The following is a 14,917-nucleotide window of genomic DNA, read 5'->3' on the forward strand; positions in this document are numbered from 1 at the left end:
AGGTGCAACCGCTTCCCGGCTGCGTTCCCCTTCGAGGTGAGCGAGGTCAACGCTGGGCGGACCCTCGAGGCGGTCTATCGCTGCAAACGGTGCGGGCATGTCTGGAACTGCTGGTGGGACGCGGAGGCCATCCGGCAACTGTCTGCCGTTGGGGGGGAGTGACCCGTGCTCATGGAGGTCGCCAGAATCTGCCACGGCTGCGGCTACGTCGTGCGGCTCGAACTGGTCCCCGACGCGCGCTACGCCGAGACCCGGGCCAAGGCCCTGCGCGCCCGGGCGAAGGAGCGGCGAGGCCAGTGCCCCCGGTGCCGGAGCCGTGACGGGGAGATCGTGGCCCGGCCGGTTCCCAAGGGAGGCGGCGCCGCATGAGCCCCCGCCGGCTGAATGCCCGGCCCGAGGAGGTGCCGCTGTACACCCGGGCCCAACGCCTGGAGGGCGCCGCCATGTTCATCGACCTGGCCTGCGAGGAGCTGGAGCGGGGCGGGGAGCACATCCTGATGAACTCCGCGTACGGCCTCCGAAACGAGGTGCTGGCCTGGCGGTTCCGGCTCCTGGATGAGGCGAAGGCGCGCGGCGAGGTGAGGCAGTGCGACGCCTGCGGCGGCTCAGGCAAGGCGCCGGACGGCTGGGCCTGCAAGGCGTGCGCCGGGGTTGGCCTCGTGAGCCGGGACGGCCTGCGGCTGCCGGGCGAGTGAAGCCATGGCGGCACCGATGAAGTCACCCTACTGCCCGACCTGCGGCGGCCCGCTCCGGCGGCGGGCTCCGGGGTGGTGGGACTGCCCGCAGGGCCACGGTGAGTGGCTCGGGGCGGAAGGCGAGGTGGGAGACGACGTGACGGAACTCATGGCCGTGGGCTCACTGCGGCCCGACCCGCCGGACCCGCCGGCGGACCCGCTCCATGCCCTGATACCCTGGTTGCCCCGGAAGGCGGCGCGTGCGGCCGAGCCGGTGAGCCGGGCAGACGTGGGGACGAGGCGCAAGGGCGGAGGCCGGCGCGGCCGTGGGAAGAGCCCGCAGCAGCAGAAGATGGACGCCTGGCAGCGGCGGCGGAAAGGAGGCGGCGCAGCATGAACCAGATCCTCGAGGCCCTGTTGGCGGCTGCCCTGGCCGCAGCGGTGCTGCAAAGCCTGGTGGGCTGGGCGTGGGCGGTCGCGACGGTGGTTCGGTGGGCGAGGCGACGGCGGGAGAGGAGGGCCTAAGCCATGGGGCTGCTGCGGTCAACGCTGCGGTGCGGGGAGTGCGGCCAGGCGGTGGACGTGCTCACGAAGGCCCACGTCCGGCTGAGGCACGGCATGACCAAGCGGGAGTACCTGCGGCTGCACCCCGAGCACGCGGACCCGACCTACTGGGGAACGGTGCCCTCCGTGGCGCAGCGGATGAAGCAGCGTGGCGAGGACGGGACGGATGCGGCATAGGGAGGCGTGAAGCGTGCCCCGCTGTCCCTTGGTGCTAGTGTCAATCGCAACGCCCTATGGTGCTCAGGGCCGTGACGATGAGCTGGATGACGCCCACGACTGCCAACACCCACGTCGCCCGTATCATCGCTTTCGACTGCTTTTCTGCGGCGGTCATCTGGTCGTACGCGACCTTGACCTGCAGTTGATGCTCAAACGTGCGTGCGTTGATGCCGTGATGATACCGGCCTTCAGCGATTCTCTTGAACAGTTCCTCGTACGACTCGGGTACCGGGTTTTCCACGTGTACGATTCCTCCCCAAGCGGTATTGGAGGGGGACTTCGGCGAGGCGTTTCCTGCTCCTTCCTGAGAGGGGGTAGGGGGGTGTAAATTTCTGGTACCTGTCTGTCAGAGACCGGGCGGGCGGCTCCGCGTGTGCGGCGTCAACCGAAATCCAATTTTTGCGGGAGGTGGTGGACATGCCCCGGCGGAAGCCCACGGCGCTGAAAGTGCTGTCGGGAACGGCGCGACCGGATCGGATGAAGAACGAGCCTAAGCCCCGACCGGTGGCTCCGCCGTGCCCCAAGGGACTGCCGAAGGAAGCCCGTCGGCTGTGGAAGGAAATGGCACCAAAGCTGGAGCGGCTCGGACTGCTTACTGAGACAGACGGGCCGGCCTTCGCCGATCTGTGCCTTTGCTGGGCACGGCTCAAAGAAGCCGAGCGAGACATCTCGGAGCGTGGCCTGCTCGTGGATGGCGAGCGTGGCAAGGTGAAGAACCCGGCAGCGCAACTGGCCCGCGAATACCGGGCCGCGGCGCAGAAGTGGGCGGCACGCTTCGGCCTGACACCGGCGGACCGCGGGGTGCTGGACCTGCCGCAGCAGGAAGACGAAGCGGACGATTTCCTTGAGTTCCTGTGGCAGAGGAAGAACCGGGGGAAGGACCTATGAAGCCGCAGCCGCCGCCGGAGGGGTTGAGCGGCGAGGCCCAGCAGGTCTGGTGGCGGACACTCCGCTTCCTGCGGGACCTGGGCACGCTCGACCAAGTATCAGCGGAAGAACTCGCCGACTATTGCTGGGCGGTGGCTCGAATGCAGGAACACAGGGAACACGACTCGTTCCTGCAGGACAGTCAAGTCATGCTGGCCTTCGCCAGGAAATATGGGCTGACACCTGCCTCACGCGCCCGGCTGGGCATCGTGTGGACGAACAAGGGATGGCGAAGGCTTCGGCGGAGGACACAAGAGCCCGGGGGAGTGGGCGAGACCGATACCGAAGGGGAGGATGCCTCCGATGGGGATGAACCGGACGAGTGACACCGCCGAGTTGAAGGCCGAGATGGACGAGCTGCGCCGCCGGCGCGACGAGTTGAAGCGCCGATTCCAGGTGGCCCCGCCAGGAGGGGGCACCGCGCTACCGGACGAGGGCGCGGAGGGGCTCCAGGCACCGGCCGAAGCGGGCGATGAAGCCGAGGGGGGCGAGGATGACGACGCCGCGGAGTGGACCGCTGAGGTCTGACACCACACCGCCGCTTCTGCGGGCGTACCACCTTCTCCTGGGACACGTGACCCAGCAGGGGCGGCCCATGACCGACGAGGAGCGGGAGGCGCTGCGGGCGATCCTGGACGCCCACGCGAAGCTCGAGCGTGACGCCCTGAAGCGGCGGGAGCGCGAGCTGCGCCGGAAGGCGAAGCGGCGGGCCGCCGGCGGGGGCTGGGCTTGAAGGCGGCAATGGAACGTGGTACCATTGAACCAGAAGACGTGCCCGGCCGAGAGCGCCGTTGGAGGTGCTGACGCCTGGGCCGAAATCCTGGAGCGCGTTGGAGCGCCCGGGAGACGTGGCAGGACTGCGCCCCTGCCATGTTTCCCGGGCGCTTCGCGTTGAGAGGGGGTGTCAAGCATGCGAAACGTGCAGGGCATCGAGTTCGCGGCCCATCCGCTGGCCTACCGTTACGGCGGGATGACCGCCCTGGCCGATGCCGCGCTGGCGGCGCAGATTCGGGCGCTCGGCTTCGTGGTGGAGGAGCTGGTCCGGCGGGTTGAGGCGAACGACGGGCGGCGGCGGCAGGTACCTGCGAGCCTTCAGGCGCGGCGACTGCGGCTCATGAACATGACGGAGGTGTGAGCGTGCTTTCGGCGGTAGAACAGCGGGCACAGGTCCTGGCCCAGGCCCGCGCCATCATCGAAACGGCCGAACGGGAAGGGCGAGGCCTCACCGAGAGCGAGCAGAGGCGATGGGACGGGCTCATGGCTGAGGCGGAGCGGCTGCGGGCCGTCGCCCGAGGAGACGATGCCCCACGGCCCCGGGTGCAGTTCCGGGAGAAGCGGCTCCTGAACCTGGGGCCGGAGTACCGGGCCGCCTTCGCACGGTACCTGGTGCAGGGGAACGAACTGCTCGGCCAGTCCGACCAGCGCGCCCTGGCGGCCGGCGAGTTCCCCCGCGGCGGATACCTGATCCCCCCGACCATGCTGGCCGAGGCCCAGGTGATCATGGCCGGCGTCAGCCCGCTCCGGAACCTTGTCCGGACGTGGCCCCTCGAGCACGAGTACAGTCTGGGCGTCCCGACGGTCGATGTCGGCGACGATGCGGTGTGGTCCCCCGAAACCAGCATCGGCGCCGAGGACACCAGCGTGGTGTTCGGCAAGCGGGAGCTCCGCCCCCACGATCTGACGGCGTTCTTCAAGGTCTCGAACAAGCTCCTCCAGACCAGCCTGGCGGCGGAAGACGTGGTGCTGGCCGTGCTGGCGGAGAAGCTCGCCATGGCCCTGGAGAGGGCTTATCTCACTGGCGACGGGGTGCAGAAGCCGCTGGGCGTGTTCGTCGCGTCCTCGCAGGGCATCTCCACCGCCCGGGACGTGAGCGTGGGCACGGGGGCCATCACCTATGACGGCCTCGTGGCCATGAAGTACGCCCTGAAGGCGACGTACTGGCCCCGAGCCCGTTGGGTGATGCATCGCGACGTGGCGAAGGCCATCGCCCAGATCAAGGACACGGCCGGGCAGCCGATCTGGAAGGAGTCAACCCGCGCCGGTGAGCCGGACCGGCTCCTGGGCTTCCCCGTGATCCTGAGCGAGTACGCGCCGAACACGATCGCCACGGGGAACTACGTGGTGGTCCTCGGCGACTGGTACTGGTACTGGACCGCGGAGCGCCCGACAGTCTTCGTCCAGGTCCTGAGCCAGCTCTGGGCCGATCAGAACCTGACCGGCTACCTGACCCGCGGCGAGTTCGACGGTGGCCCGGCCCTGGAGGAAGCGTTCGTCCGGGGGAAGGTGTCGTGATTCGAGAGGCGGGGCGTCTCCGTGGCGCCCCGCCCATGCTATTGGGGGTAGAAGGCCATGACGCTGACGAAACGCGGCAAAGCAGCCGTCAAGGCCCTTCTCCGTGGCGAGGGCGTGTCGATGAACGGCTGGCCCCGGGATGAGGTGCTGGCCGTGCTTGACGCTGCACTCACGGAGTTGGAGCGGATGCGAGAGCGGGGCCTGCGCTCTATCGCAAAGATGGAGGCGCTGATTACCGAACTGCAGGGGCATGTCCGGGACTTCGAGGCGGACATCGCCAGGGTGAGGGAACTGCGCGCGCAGGTGGTGGGTGGCCAGTGAAGGCCGAGATCAAGGGCGCCAGGGAACTGATTCGCGCCTTCGACCGGCTCTCGGACGAGCTCAAGGGCCAGGTGCTGGCCGAGGCGGCCAAGGCGGGCGCCGAGGTGATCCGGGCCGAGGCCAGCAGACGGGCGCCGCGCAAGACCGGCGATCTGGCGCGGAGCATCGTGGCCGAGGTGCTTGAGCAAGCCCCGGGCAAGGTCACGGTCGGGGTGGGGCCGGACAAGGACCGTTTCTACGGCCGCTTCGTGGAGTTCGGCCACGCCCTCGTCCGGGGCGCCCGCAAGGCCGAGAAGAAGGTCGTCGGTCACGTCCCCCCGCATCCGTTTCTCCGCCCGGCCCTGGACGAGGGCGCGGAGCGGGCCAAGCAGGCCATCGCTGACGAGTTGAAGGCGGCCATCGAACGGGCCGCAAAGGGGTGAGATCGTGGCGAACATCGGTAGCCTCACCGTGGCCGTGGTGGCGGAGACGAACGCCTTCACGGCGGCGATGAAGCAGATGCAGGACCAGGTGGCCGGGGTCGCGACGGCGGCTCAGAAACACTTCGACACGATCCGGGCGGCCATCGACCGGGCGACGCCGGCCTCGAACGTGCTCATGGGGGCCGTGGGCGCCGCGGCGGCGGCGATTGGAGGGCTCGGCGCCGCCGGCGTGAAGATGGCGGCCGAGATGGAGCAAAGCCGCATGGCGTTCACGACGCTCCTCGGCGACGCCAAGCGGGCGCAGGACTTCATCCAGGGCCTCTCCGACTTCGCGGCCAAGACCCCGTTCGAGCTGCCGGGCCTCATGGACGCCAGCCGGAAGCTCCTGGCCTTCGGCTTCGACGCGCAGAAGGTCATCCCCATGATGACGGCGATCGGGGACGCCGTGGCGGCTCTCGGCGGCGGTGCCGCAGAGATCGACCGCGTCACCTTTGCCCTCGGCCAGATGCAGGCCAAGGGGAAGGTCAGCGCGGAGGAGATGATGCAGCTCGCCGAACTGGGCATCCCGGCCTGGGAGATGCTGGCCTCGCAGATCGGCGTGTCGATCCCGGAGGCGATGAAGATGGCCGAGAAGGGGGCCATCGACGCCGGGACTGGCATCCAGGCCATCCTCGACGGGATGACGCAGCACTTCGGCGGCGCCATGCAGCAGCAGGCGCAAACGATCCTCGGCCAGTGGTCCACCGCGAAGGACAACATGAGTTCGATCCTCCGCACCGTGGGCGAGGAGATCATCAAGGCTTTCGACCTGGGCGGGGTGCTGACGAAGCTGAACGAGCAGCTCACAGCCCTGGCGGACGCCATTCAGGCGAAGGGGGTCCGGCAGGCGCTGCTCGACCTGATCCCCCCCGAAATGGAGACGACCATCGTCCTCGTGTCCGGGGCTATCGCCGGAGCCCTGGTGCCCGCCCTGTACTCGCTGGCGGCCGGGTTCATCGCCGCGACGGTGCCCCTCCTGCCGTTCATGGTAGCCGGGACCGCCCTGGCCGGGCTGGCCTACCTGGTGATCAAGAACTGGGGACCCATCACCGAGTTCTTCTCGAACCTGTGGTCGGGTGTGATGGAGGCCACGACGGGCGTCGTGGGCCGTGTCCGGGACTGGCTCGCCGATACCTGGGAGAGCATCCGCAGCACCGTGGCCAACGTGTGGAACGGGATCAAGGACTTCTTCGCCAGGTGGTGGGACGAGCTGCTGGTCATCTTCCTCGGCCCCGTCGGGCTGCTCATCGCCACGATCGCGAAGAACTGGGACCTCGTCCGCGCGGAGACGGAGAAGATCTGGATCGGGATCACGCACTTCCTGGACACGACCTGGACGCGGATCAAGGGCTACGCGCTGGCGGCGTGGAACGCCATCCACGACACGATTGCTGAGCCGGTGCGCCGGGTGAAGGAGAGCATCTCGAACGCCTTCAACGCCGCCCTGGACTGGCTCAAGGGCCAGGTGAAGCCCTGGCTGGACGCCGGGAAGAACCTCATCAAGGCCCTGATCGACGGGATCGCCAGCATCCGGATTCCGCTGCCCCGGTTCGAGATCGAGTGGGCGACCGGGCCGATGGGAATTCAGATCCCCAAGCTGAACTTCGGCATCTCGTGGCGGTCCCTGCGGGACTTCATCCCGTTCCTGGCGGAGGGCGGTATCGTGACGGCCCCGACGCTGGCGATGATCGGCGAGCGAGGCCCAGAGGCCGTGCTCCCGCTCACGGGGGCGGCCGGCGGCGGGCTGATCGCCGCCATCGAAGAGGCCGTGGCGCGGGGTACGTTCGAGGGCAACCGGCTGGCCGGGCAGATGAACCGCATCGAGGAACGGGGCTGGAACCAGCAACAGGAGATTGTCCTGCGCATCGACGGCACGGCGTTCGCCCGGCTGATCCTGCCGCACATCATCGCCGAGGGCCAGCGTCGGGGTCTACAACTGGTGGTGCGGCCGGCGGGAGTGTGACGGGAAGGGGGTGCATACTGAGCACCCCCTTTGGGTGTCGGCCGTGGCGACGCCCTTGTTGCCAACGGCAACACCCTCAGCACTGCTGAGGGAAAGGGCCTGCGTTCAGCGCAGACCCCTGACTTGGACTCAGGGGTAGCCCGGAGTACCGGCGCACGCGCTTCCGCAAAGACCCGCCGCGGAGGCCGCTTCGGAAGCGGGCTCTACAGGGAGCCCACGGCGGGCGGGGCATCGTGTGCGGACGGCTGGGGCCGTAAACGCGCATGGACGTTTCGGGCACCGTGATAAATCGATTGACCGCGCCCGGCGAGGTGGTTTCCACGGAATCCGGGGAAACCATCTGCTCCCATCTCTGCCATTCCTACCGGCCCGTCTGAGGCCCGGATTCGTCCTTCGGCAGGCGGCCGGCTTCACGCAGGACCTGCTCCAGGGCCTCCAGGACGACGGCTGCCAACGTAGTCTCCCGTTCTGCGGCCAGGATGCGAAGCTGGCGGTGCCACTCCCGGGGCAACCGCACGATGAGCTTGGACCACTTCTCGTCGTCCACCTTGTACACCTCCGCCACAAGTATAGCGATTCCTCTTGACTTGTCGACATGGCGATGCCATACTCATGGCAGGAGGTGTTCCCCATGATCCTCACCGGCGCGCCCAGCTTCAAAGAGCGCATCGAGGAGGTGGAGCGGCAGGCCATGGCCCTCTCGACGGGGCCGGTGGAGGTGGCCCACGCGGCGTACATGCTGGGCTACCGTGACGGCCTCATGGGAGCGGCGCTGCACCTGGAGAACGTCGCCATGCGGCTCCTGGCCGAGAACCGGCACATGCGGGAGGCATCGGACGGGCTGCGCACCCTGTGGCCGCTGCCGGAGGACGTGCTGAGTGCGAAGGAACTGACCTACGGGGAGGGCGACGGCAAGTGAGCGAGCGCTACATCGACTGGCACCAGGAGCTTCTGGACCGGGTGTTCGAGGCGGAACTGGCCCGCCGGGACATCGAGATGGCCGGCATCATGCCGGGCGACGACGCGGACGTGTTCTTCTTCTTCGGCTACGTGGCGGGCTTCCGGGCGGCGCTCAACGAACTGGATCGCATCGCCGCGGTGATGGCGGAAAACCCCATCGTCCGCTTCTTCAACCGGCACGCCATCCACGAGGGCGGGGACCCGCGGGAGATCCTGATGTCCATCGTCCGCGACGGAGCGCCGAAGTTCCGGGCCAGGGCGCTTGCCCGGGCCGGTCAGGTCGAGGAGGTGCGGGCGTGAGCATCCGGAGGAAGGATCTCAACCTGGCGCCGGGCGTCTACCTGCATGCGGACCTGGAGCTTCGGGTGAGTGACGTACTCGAGGCCGCCCGCAAGCTGGAGTTCGACTACGGCCCGACCAAGGCAGAAACGGTGTACCTCGCCGGGTGGCTTGACGGGGTGCGCTGGGTCGCCGAGGAGATGGCGAAGGCTACCCTGCGCCTGGCCCAGCACCCGCTCGTCCAGAAGATCGACGAACTCCTGCCGGAACCGTCGTTCGCCGGCATAGAGGACATCCTGGCGACCGTCGTGGTGAGTCCACCGGCCGGGGGTGACGATGACGAGCCGGAGGACGCCGGCGCCACGGCGGCGAAGTGACCACAGGGCGCCAGGATTGCTGAGCCCCTGGGCCGGCGGCCCGGGGGCTTCGCATCGGGGGTGGCGGCATGAGCCTGCGGAGCTTCCTCTACGCCCTGGCCCGGCTGCTGGGGCGACGTGAACGACGTTCGGCGGGGGATCGTGGGGAAGCGCATCGTCCGCCGGGTGGTGGGAAGGGCGACGGCAAGGGCGCTGTGGCGGTGGTTGAGGTAGGTGCTGCCTTTGTCCTTGTCGGAGTTGTGGGCGGGTGAGTGGCTTACCGTTGCGTTTCGGACAGTATTATGGGCTATTCTCTTCTGGTTCCATGGGCAAGCTGTCACCAGTACAGATCGTGAAACCAGGTGGTTCTTTCACCTGCTGTTTGGTTTCCTTGTTGCCGGCATATGGACGGTTTCGCGGTGAGGCGTCCCAGGTGGTGGAAGAGCAATAGGGCGTTCACTGTGGCGGTGGCGTAGGTGAGTATCGAGGGGGGGGACGGGTTTGAGGCGGATCCTGACCGAAGAGGAGATTCACCGTCTCCACGGTCTCCTGGAGGAGCTAGACCAAGCCCGCGCGCGGTACGACGAGGCGGTAAGAAGGGGCGAAAGCCGGGACGTGCTGTGGGAACTCGTCCAAGATCTGATGGCGAAGGAGCGCCGCTTCTCGGAAGAATTACGGCCCTTTCTTCATCCGATCCGTTAGGGGAGGCTCAACATGAGTCGCGCAAGGACGCTATTCAGGGGTCGAAACCGGGAGTGGTTGGCCGACTTTATCGAAAGAGGAGACGATGCAAGCGGAATAGTTTTGATTGTGGAACTGGTGACGCATCCGGGCGTTTATAACGGCACGATTCACGCCGGCAAGGACTGCCGGAACATCGAAGAAGCTTGGGCCTTTGCGGAGGCTTGGTTCGCGGAGCACCAGCGAGAGATCACCGAGGGGGAGTCCTGAAGCGGTCAGTAACCGTGTCAGTAACGGGCATGGTTTGACTCGGTGGAGCACCGTATGGGACAGAATGCCAATCCCTACGGCGAAGCGGGTTGCAGGGCGGCGCGGTATGTGGTAGTATGGTCGCGCGGAAACTCACATTCAAGAGGTCCCAGGTTCGATCCCTGGCACGCCCACCAGTTCCGAAGCGGGTTTTGGCAACCCGTCGCAAAAGGCTTGGCCCCGGGGGTACACCCGGGGCCGGTTTCGTCGGTTTCAAGCCTGGTTGGTCTGCTCCAGAGACGCCGTGGAGAGCGCGCCCAGCCTCTCCACGGCGTCTCTCTTTGGCCGGCGGAAGCAACGGGCTATACGGCCACGCGGCCCTTTCTGACGGCAGGACGTCGACGCTGAGTCCGCTTCCGGCTACGCGACCGCCCACGCCTGCGACAGGACCTCGGCCTGTTCCAGCACGGTCTGGGTGACCTTCAGGGCATGAGTGCTCCTCATGATGAATTGCTGCCACGCCAACCACATGAGATACTGATCTAGGTCGCTCTGTTTCGTTTTGACGTCTCATCTGTCGGATGGAGAGGCCAGGGGGGACACGACGGTGGAACAGGGCTCACCGCTGGCGGCCCTACAAGTCCTGTGGGAAGAGGCGGTACGGCGGCTGGGGGTGCACACCGTCCTCTTGATGGCGGAACGCATCCAGTGGGACCTGCAGGCCGTGTACCGAGAGGCGGACGACATCCGCTTTGGCCCCGACGGGTGGGAGCTGTCGGCGCTACTGGCCCGGGAGCGGGGTGCTGAGGTGGCCGCCCGCATCGAGGAGTCCTTCCTCACGCTATACACAAACCTGATGGGCGAGGCTGCAGCCCACCACCTGCGCCAGCGGGTCCAGGAACGGCTGGCGGGCGGCAGCCCGGGCACGAGGGGGGCCTAGGACCATGGACGCCATCGAGCGCATCGCCACGTCAGTGCCGGGGCTGGACCAGGTGCTGCAGGGCGGCATCCCCCGGTACGCCCTCACCCTGGTGTCGGGCGCCCCCGGGTCCGGTAAGACCATCCTGGTGCAGCAAGTTCTCTTCGGCGCCGCCCGGCCTGAGGCACCGGCCGTGTACGCCACCACCCTGTCGGAGCCGCCCCTCAAGCTGGCCCGCTACCAGCGCACCCTCACCTTCTTCCAGCAGGACATGGTGGGGCGCAGCATTCACCTGCTGGACCTGGGGACGCCGCTCCGCCGCGGCGGCCTGGAGGCGGCGTTCGACGCGCTGGACCAGGCGGTGCGGCAGCGCCGGCCGGCCCTCCTGGCCATCGACTCGTTCAAGGCCATGGGCGACATGGCCGCCGACGACCGGTCCTGGCGCACCTTCATCTTCGACCTGGCGGCCCGCCTCCCCATCTGGGGCGTCACCGCCTTCCTGGTGGGCGAGTACGAGGAGGCCGACCTGGTCTCGCGTCCCGAGTTCGCCGTCGCCGACTGCATCCTGCACCTGTACGGCACCGAGGACCACCGGCTGCAGCGGCGCCACCTGCGGGTGATGAAGCTGCGGGGGTCCGGCTTCCTCCGGGGCGAGCACCTGCTGTCCATCGGGCCCGACGGCATCCGGGTGTACCCCCGGCGGGACCTCCGGGACTACGCGCCGGTGGCGGCCCCCGGCGGCCGGGTGACCAGCGGCGTGCCAGGACTGGACGACCTGATGGGCGGCGGCCTGTTCCAAGGCAGTGTCGCCCTGTATGCCGGCCCCTCGGGCAGCGGCAAGACGGTGCTGGCCCTGTCCTTTGCCGCCGCCCAGGCGGCCGCCGGGCGGCCGGGGCTTTACGTGAGCTTCGAAGAGCCGGCGGACCATCTGAGAGAGTACGTTGCCCGACTGTCCCTCGATTCTGGCGATGGCGGCTGCCTGCACCTCCGGCACCTGTCGCCGGTGGAGCTGGACCTGGACATGCAGGCGGTGCAACTGCTGGAGGAGGTCCGGGCCGGCGGGTACACCTGGGTGGTGCTGGACGGCGTGGGTTCCTTGCGCGACTTGCCCGTCCACGCCAGGGGCTACCAGCTCTTCCTCTGGGACCTGGTGACCGCCTTGCGCCGCCTGGGGGTGGCCACCATCCTCACCCTGGACACGGGCGACCCCTTCGGCCGGGCGCACCTGTCGGACCAGATGCTGTCGGTGCTGGCCGACACGGTGATGGTCCTGCGTTACCTGCCGTCGGACCAGGAGCTGGCCCGGGGTCTCATGGTCATGAAGATGCGCGGCTCCGCCCACGACACCCGCCTGGTGCGGTTCACCATCGGCGCTGGCGGGGTGAGCCTGGGGGCCGCCGTCGGAAGCGAGGAACTGCGATGAGCCACGTGCCCAACCTGACGGTGGACCTGCACCTGGGCGCCTGGGTGGACTTCCAGCAGGCCCTCTCCCGCGCACTGGGGGTGGACCTCGCCCTCCTGGACACGCTGGGCGGCGTCGTCGCCGGCTCCCGGCCCGACCCGCTCCCCTGCGCCGCCCTCAACCCGGGCGGGGCCGTGCGCCACCCGGCCTGCGTCGCATTCTACGAGGCGGCGGCCCGTGGCAGGGCACCGGCGGTCGAGGGCGTCGCACCCGAGGACCCCCTGCGCTGCCCCTTCGGTCTCCTGGTGGCCTTGAGGCCCCTGCAGTCGGGCGACCGCCCCGTGGCCTTTCTGGCAGTGGGGCCTGCCCTGGCTTCCGCCGATGACGAGGCGCCGGTGCAGGCCGCCACCGGCGCCGGCCCGGGGGCGGTGGCGCCGGTGGTGCCGCCCGCCGACCTGAGCCGCCGGGCCGACGTGGCTGCCGCCGCCGCCCAGGAGACGCTGAGGGCCCTGGTGGAGCGGCGCCTCCTGGGCCTGGGGCGGCTGGAGTGGAGCGCCCTGTACCACCTGAGCCGCCTCGTCACCAGCGTCCACGACTCCGAGGCGGTGGTGGCCCTGGTGTTGAACAGCCTGATGCTGCTCTACCAACCCCGGGCCCTGTGGCTGGCCCTGCGGGCCGGCGACGGCCTGGTGGTGACCCACGTGCGCGGCACCGACGCGGCCGAGCTGGCGGGCCGCGCCGTGCCCCTGTCGGTGCCGCCGCTGCGGGACGTGTGGCAGGCCCGGACTCCTGTCGTGGACCGGTCCGGAGCCGCCGTGGTCGCCATGGCGGGGGCGCCGCCGCCCGACGACGGCGGGGTTGCAGTGCTGCTGCCCCTGGCCAGCCCCACGGACCAGCTGGGGGTCATCGGCCTCCACTTGCCGGCACCTCCCGGCGACGACAGCCTGCGCAACATGGAGATCTTCGCCAGCTTCGCCGCCGTGGCCATGGAGAACGCCCGCCTGGTGAGCCTGCTTCGGGACCAGGCCAACACCGACCCGCTGACCGGCCTGTTCAACCGGGCCGGTTTCCTGGGCGTTCTGGATTAGCTCCTGTTCCACAGCCGGCGGATGGGGGAGCCCATCTGCCTGCTGATGGTCGACCTGGACAACTTCAAGCAGCTCAACGACACTTACGGTCACCCTTACGGGGACCACGTGCTAAGGACCGTCGGCCACGTACTGCGCCAGCAGCTTCGCCGGTCAGACCGGGCCGGCCGCCTGGGGGGCGACGAGTTTGCTCTGGTGCTGCCGGGTACCGACCTGGCCCAGGTCCACCGGGTTTACCAGCGGCTGGTGGATTCCCTGTCCAGGCAGCCGTGGCCGCACGAGGGGCCCGTATTGTCGGCCGGAGCTGCCGAGGCGGGCGCCACCGACACGGCCGCCAGCCTCATCGCCCGGGCCGATGCCGCCCTGCTGGCCGCCAAGCGGGCCGGCAAGGGGCGCCTGATGCTGGACAGCGCGGTGGAGGCGGGTGGCGGGGAGTAATCGGGGCGGACCTGGGCCGGCGATCGGGGGGTGCTCGCTGCCGCGCCATCTGGGTGACCTTCTCCTGCCTGTCAGGCGGATAACCGTGCCTGCGGAGGATATGGTTCACGAGCAGCCGCCGGTGGGCGCGCACGTTTACGCGCACCGCCCAGTCAATGGTGACGTTCGCGCGCACGGCGGCCACGGGCTCGCGGGCGATGGCGCGCAGGGTTTCGTCGCCCAGGACCTTCACTGCGCTGTCGTTGAGAGCCGGCCATTGTTCACATGACCTGTAGTCCACGGCCGCCAGCTCCGTCCGGAGCGGCCGCCTCGAAAAGCCCCTTGATCTATGACGCCCACCACGTGATATAATCACGGGGGCAACCGAGGAAACGGACGGCAAATGCAAACTCCGCAAGGGGAGTAGCCAGCCTGGGCTATACCAGGTGGTGTGGCCGTCATTACGGGGTTACCCCGGCTGCACCTGCCACCGGCGTGCGGGGGCACGGCAAGACCTTGGTTCCGCTACGGAACGGAAGGCTGCCGTGCCCCCTGTTTTGTTGCGAGCGGGCCGGTACCGTGCAAGGGAGGATGTCATGGCGGACAGTATCCTGGCGGTCCTGGCGACAGTGGGTGTTTCGATAGTGCCTGTGCTGGAACTCCGGGCGGGCATTCCGCTAGGCCTGCTCCTGGGCCTGCCGCCCGCTGTGGCCACGGCGGCAGCCATCTTCGGCAATATCCTTCAGATTCAGGCTGCCCTCGCGGTTGTCGCTGCGGTGCGCCGGTATGGTGGCCGATTCACCGGGTTGGCCCGGTGGCTGGAGCGCGTGGAGAGGCGGGCAACCCACCATGCATCGCTTCTCAACCGTTATGGATGGATTGGCCTGGCCGCCTTTGTCCTGCTGCCGCTCCCCGGCACCGGTGTTTGGGGCGGAGTCGTGCTCGCCCGTCTGCTGCAACTGGGTGCCGGGGTAACCTGGCTGGGTCTCGGCATCGGCGTCGCCCTGTCGGGTCTCTTCTTCGGACTGGGATGGGGCGGTGTCCTGGCCGGCCTCGGGTTCTTGCGGTAACCCGGCAGCGGCCCGCGGGCGCACAGTGCCCGGCCTCTCGCCTGCGGAGTGAGCGGGGCAATATACCGAACGGTA

General features: G+C 68.7%; 27 protein-coding genes. 24 read left to right on the top strand and 3 right to left on the bottom strand.

Annotation, left to right across the window (positions count from 1 at the left end; translation table 11 throughout):
* The first annotated feature begins 171 nt into the window (after positions 1-171).
* The 5 genes from caldi_RS16895 to caldi_RS16915 are packed head-to-tail and all read left to right on the top strand — an operon-like array spanning position 172 to position 1,415.
* Entirely contained in the window at positions 172-369 is a 198-nt protein-coding gene (locus caldi_RS16895; RefSeq protein ID WP_264842912.1) for a hypothetical protein, read from the top strand.
* The gene (locus tag caldi_RS16900; RefSeq protein ID WP_264842913.1) at positions 366-695 is read left to right on the top strand and encodes a hypothetical protein; all 330 of its coding nucleotides are present in this window, start codon (positions 366-368) and stop codon (positions 693-695) included. The genes caldi_RS16895 and caldi_RS16900 overlap by 4 nt, the downstream gene beginning before the upstream one ends.
* Positions 696-699: 4 nt before the next feature.
* On the top strand, positions 700-1,071 hold the full coding sequence (locus caldi_RS16905; RefSeq protein ID WP_264842914.1) for a hypothetical protein: 372 nt from the start codon (positions 700-702) through the stop codon (positions 1,069-1,071).
* Complete coding sequence (locus caldi_RS16910; protein ID WP_264842915.1) at positions 1,068-1,199, top strand: hypothetical protein; 132 nt, start codon at positions 1,068-1,070, stop codon at positions 1,197-1,199. The genes caldi_RS16905 and caldi_RS16910 overlap by 4 nt, the downstream gene beginning before the upstream one ends.
* A 3-nt stretch (positions 1,200-1,202) precedes the next feature.
* Positions 1,203-1,415 (top strand): hypothetical protein, encoded by a 213-nt coding sequence (locus caldi_RS16915; RefSeq protein ID WP_264842916.1) that lies wholly within the window; start codon positions 1,203-1,205, stop codon positions 1,413-1,415.
* Positions 1,416-1,455: 40 nt separating this feature from the next.
* Here caldi_RS16915 and caldi_RS16920 read toward each other — a convergent pair whose 3' ends face one another.
* Positions 1,456-1,698 (bottom strand): hypothetical protein, encoded by a 243-nt coding sequence (locus caldi_RS16920; protein WP_264842917.1) that lies wholly within the window; start codon positions 1,696-1,698, stop codon positions 1,456-1,458.
* A 176-nt stretch (positions 1,699-1,874) separates the two neighbouring features.
* Here caldi_RS16920 and caldi_RS16925 point away from each other — a divergent pair, with 176 nt between their 5' ends.
* The 9 genes from caldi_RS16925 (at position 1,875) to caldi_RS16965 (ending at position 7,421) form a co-directional block, all read left to right on the top strand.
* Positions 1,875-2,345 (top strand): phage terminase small subunit P27 family, encoded by a 471-nt coding sequence (locus tag caldi_RS16925; RefSeq protein ID WP_264842918.1) that lies wholly within the window; start codon positions 1,875-1,877, stop codon positions 2,343-2,345.
* Positions 2,342-2,710 carry a P27 family phage terminase small subunit gene (locus caldi_RS16930; protein WP_264842919.1) on the top strand — a complete coding sequence of 123 codons (369 nt, stop codon included), beginning with the start codon at positions 2,342-2,344 and terminating at the stop codon, positions 2,708-2,710. Before caldi_RS16925 ends, caldi_RS16930 begins: the two co-directional genes overlap by 4 nt.
* Positions 2,688-2,912, top strand: coding sequence for a hypothetical protein (locus caldi_RS16935; RefSeq protein WP_264842920.1), 225 nt, complete (start codon positions 2,688-2,690; stop codon positions 2,910-2,912). The genes caldi_RS16930 and caldi_RS16935 overlap by 23 nt, the downstream gene beginning before the upstream one ends.
* A complete protein-coding gene (locus caldi_RS16940; protein ID WP_264842921.1) occupies positions 2,878-3,117 on the top strand; it encodes a hypothetical protein in 240 nt (79 codons plus the stop codon). The genes caldi_RS16935 and caldi_RS16940 overlap by 35 nt, the downstream gene beginning before the upstream one ends.
* A gap of 177 nt (positions 3,118-3,294) precedes the next feature.
* Entirely contained in the window at positions 3,295-3,519 is a 225-nt protein-coding gene (locus caldi_RS16945) for a hypothetical protein (RefSeq protein WP_264842922.1), read from the top strand.
* Between the two features lie 2 nt (positions 3,520-3,521).
* The gene (locus caldi_RS16950) at positions 3,522-4,676 is read left to right on the top strand and encodes a phage major capsid protein (RefSeq protein WP_264842923.1); all 1,155 of its coding nucleotides are present in this window, start codon (positions 3,522-3,524) and stop codon (positions 4,674-4,676) included.
* A gap of 57 nt (positions 4,677-4,733) precedes the next feature.
* The gene (locus tag caldi_RS16955; protein ID WP_264842924.1) at positions 4,734-4,997 is read left to right on the top strand and encodes a hypothetical protein; all 264 of its coding nucleotides are present in this window, start codon (positions 4,734-4,736) and stop codon (positions 4,995-4,997) included.
* The gene (locus caldi_RS16960) at positions 4,994-5,419 is read left to right on the top strand and encodes an HK97-gp10 family putative phage morphogenesis protein (RefSeq protein ID WP_264842925.1); all 426 of its coding nucleotides are present in this window, start codon (positions 4,994-4,996) and stop codon (positions 5,417-5,419) included. Before caldi_RS16955 ends, caldi_RS16960 begins: the two co-directional genes overlap by 4 nt.
* Before the next feature lie 4 nt (positions 5,420-5,423).
* A complete protein-coding gene (locus caldi_RS16965) occupies positions 5,424-7,421 on the top strand; it encodes a tape measure protein (protein ID WP_264842926.1) in 1,998 nt (665 codons plus the stop codon).
* Between the two features lie 361 nt (positions 7,422-7,782).
* On the opposite strand, the gene caldi_RS16970 is transcribed toward caldi_RS16965, so the two are convergent.
* Entirely contained in the window at positions 7,783-7,986 is a 204-nt protein-coding gene (locus caldi_RS16970; protein WP_264842927.1) for a ribbon-helix-helix domain-containing protein, read from the bottom strand.
* Positions 7,987-8,052: 66 nt separating this feature from the next.
* Here caldi_RS16970 and caldi_RS16975 point away from each other — a divergent pair, with 66 nt between their 5' ends.
* The 9 genes from caldi_RS16975 (at position 8,053) to caldi_RS17015 (ending at position 13,793) form a co-directional block, all read left to right on the top strand.
* Positions 8,053-8,340 carry a hypothetical protein gene (locus caldi_RS16975; RefSeq protein ID WP_264842928.1) on the top strand — a complete coding sequence of 96 codons (288 nt, stop codon included), beginning with the start codon at positions 8,053-8,055 and terminating at the stop codon, positions 8,338-8,340.
* Positions 8,337-8,681 carry a hypothetical protein gene (locus caldi_RS16980; RefSeq protein ID WP_264842929.1) on the top strand — a complete coding sequence of 115 codons (345 nt, stop codon included), beginning with the start codon at positions 8,337-8,339 and terminating at the stop codon, positions 8,679-8,681. Before caldi_RS16975 ends, caldi_RS16980 begins: the two co-directional genes overlap by 4 nt.
* On the top strand, positions 8,678-9,037 hold the full coding sequence (locus tag caldi_RS16985; RefSeq protein WP_264842930.1) for a hypothetical protein: 360 nt from the start codon (positions 8,678-8,680) through the stop codon (positions 9,035-9,037). Before caldi_RS16980 ends, caldi_RS16985 begins: the two co-directional genes overlap by 4 nt.
* Before the next feature lie 480 nt (positions 9,038-9,517).
* Positions 9,518-9,718 (top strand): hypothetical protein, encoded by a 201-nt coding sequence (locus caldi_RS16990; RefSeq protein ID WP_264842931.1) that lies wholly within the window; start codon positions 9,518-9,520, stop codon positions 9,716-9,718.
* A gap of 57 nt (positions 9,719-9,775) precedes the next feature.
* The gene (locus caldi_RS16995; RefSeq protein ID WP_264842932.1) at positions 9,776-9,967 is read left to right on the top strand and encodes a hypothetical protein; all 192 of its coding nucleotides are present in this window, start codon (positions 9,776-9,778) and stop codon (positions 9,965-9,967) included.
* A 586-nt stretch (positions 9,968-10,553) separates the two neighbouring features.
* Complete coding sequence (locus caldi_RS17000; protein WP_264842933.1) at positions 10,554-10,886, top strand: hypothetical protein; 333 nt, start codon at positions 10,554-10,556, stop codon at positions 10,884-10,886.
* Positions 10,887-10,890: 4 nt separating this feature from the next.
* Entirely contained in the window at positions 10,891-12,288 is a 1,398-nt protein-coding gene (locus caldi_RS17005) for an ATPase domain-containing protein (RefSeq protein ID WP_264842934.1), read from the top strand.
* A complete protein-coding gene (locus caldi_RS17010; RefSeq protein WP_264842935.1) occupies positions 12,285-13,355 on the top strand; it encodes a GAF domain-containing protein in 1,071 nt (356 codons plus the stop codon). Before caldi_RS17005 ends, caldi_RS17010 begins: the two co-directional genes overlap by 4 nt.
* A gap of 21 nt (positions 13,356-13,376) precedes the next feature.
* Positions 13,377-13,793: a GGDEF domain-containing protein gene (locus caldi_RS17015; RefSeq protein WP_264842936.1), complete on the top strand. Its 417-nt coding sequence runs from the start codon at positions 13,377-13,379 to the stop codon at positions 13,791-13,793.
* Here caldi_RS17015 and caldi_RS17850 read toward each other — a convergent pair.
* Complete coding sequence (locus caldi_RS17850) at positions 13,696-14,148, bottom strand: type I restriction enzyme endonuclease domain-containing protein (RefSeq protein ID WP_406568133.1); 453 nt, start codon at positions 14,146-14,148, stop codon at positions 13,696-13,698. The genes caldi_RS17015 and caldi_RS17850 overlap by 98 nt on opposite strands.
* Before the next feature lie 220 nt (positions 14,149-14,368).
* Between caldi_RS17850 and caldi_RS17020 the strand changes: the two genes are divergently transcribed.
* Positions 14,369-14,842, top strand: coding sequence for a small multi-drug export protein (locus caldi_RS17020; protein WP_264842937.1), 474 nt, complete (start codon positions 14,369-14,371; stop codon positions 14,840-14,842).
* Positions 14,843-14,917 lie beyond the last annotated feature (75 nt).

The organism is Caldinitratiruptor microaerophilus (assembly GCF_025999835.1).
Classification (GTDB): domain Bacteria; phylum Bacillota; class Sulfobacillia; order Symbiobacteriales; family ZC4RG38; genus Caldinitratiruptor; species Caldinitratiruptor microaerophilus.

Coding starts and splice junctions, on each gene's coding strand:
- caldi_RS16895 (WP_264842912.1), top strand. CDS start 172: ATGGAGGTCGCCAGAATCTGCCACGGCTGCGGCTACGTCGTGCGGCTC.
- caldi_RS16900 (WP_264842913.1), top strand. CDS start 366: ATGAGCCCCCGCCGGCTGAATGCCCGGCCCGAGGAGGTGCCGCTGTAC.
- caldi_RS16905 (WP_264842914.1), top strand. CDS start 700: ATGGCGGCACCGATGAAGTCACCCTACTGCCCGACCTGCGGCGGCCCG.
- caldi_RS16910 (WP_264842915.1), top strand. CDS start 1,068: ATGAACCAGATCCTCGAGGCCCTGTTGGCGGCTGCCCTGGCCGCAGCG.
- caldi_RS16915 (WP_264842916.1), top strand. CDS start 1,203: ATGGGGCTGCTGCGGTCAACGCTGCGGTGCGGGGAGTGCGGCCAGGCG.
- caldi_RS16925 (WP_264842918.1), top strand. CDS start 1,875: ATGCCCCGGCGGAAGCCCACGGCGCTGAAAGTGCTGTCGGGAACGGCG.
- caldi_RS16930 (WP_264842919.1), top strand. CDS start 2,342: ATGAAGCCGCAGCCGCCGCCGGAGGGGTTGAGCGGCGAGGCCCAGCAG.
- caldi_RS16935 (WP_264842920.1), top strand. CDS start 2,688: ATGGGGATGAACCGGACGAGTGACACCGCCGAGTTGAAGGCCGAGATG.
- caldi_RS16940 (WP_264842921.1), top strand. CDS start 2,878: ATGACGACGCCGCGGAGTGGACCGCTGAGGTCTGACACCACACCGCCG.
- caldi_RS16945 (WP_264842922.1), top strand. CDS start 3,295: ATGCGAAACGTGCAGGGCATCGAGTTCGCGGCCCATCCGCTGGCCTAC.
- caldi_RS16955 (WP_264842924.1), top strand. CDS start 4,734: ATGACGCTGACGAAACGCGGCAAAGCAGCCGTCAAGGCCCTTCTCCGT.
- caldi_RS16975 (WP_264842928.1), top strand. CDS start 8,053: ATGATCCTCACCGGCGCGCCCAGCTTCAAAGAGCGCATCGAGGAGGTG.
- caldi_RS17005 (WP_264842934.1), top strand. CDS start 10,891: ATGGACGCCATCGAGCGCATCGCCACGTCAGTGCCGGGGCTGGACCAG.
- caldi_RS17010 (WP_264842935.1), top strand. CDS start 12,285: ATGAGCCACGTGCCCAACCTGACGGTGGACCTGCACCTGGGCGCCTGG.
- caldi_RS17015 (WP_264842936.1), top strand. CDS start 13,377: ATGGGGGAGCCCATCTGCCTGCTGATGGTCGACCTGGACAACTTCAAG.
- caldi_RS17020 (WP_264842937.1), top strand. CDS start 14,369: ATGGCGGACAGTATCCTGGCGGTCCTGGCGACAGTGGGTGTTTCGATA.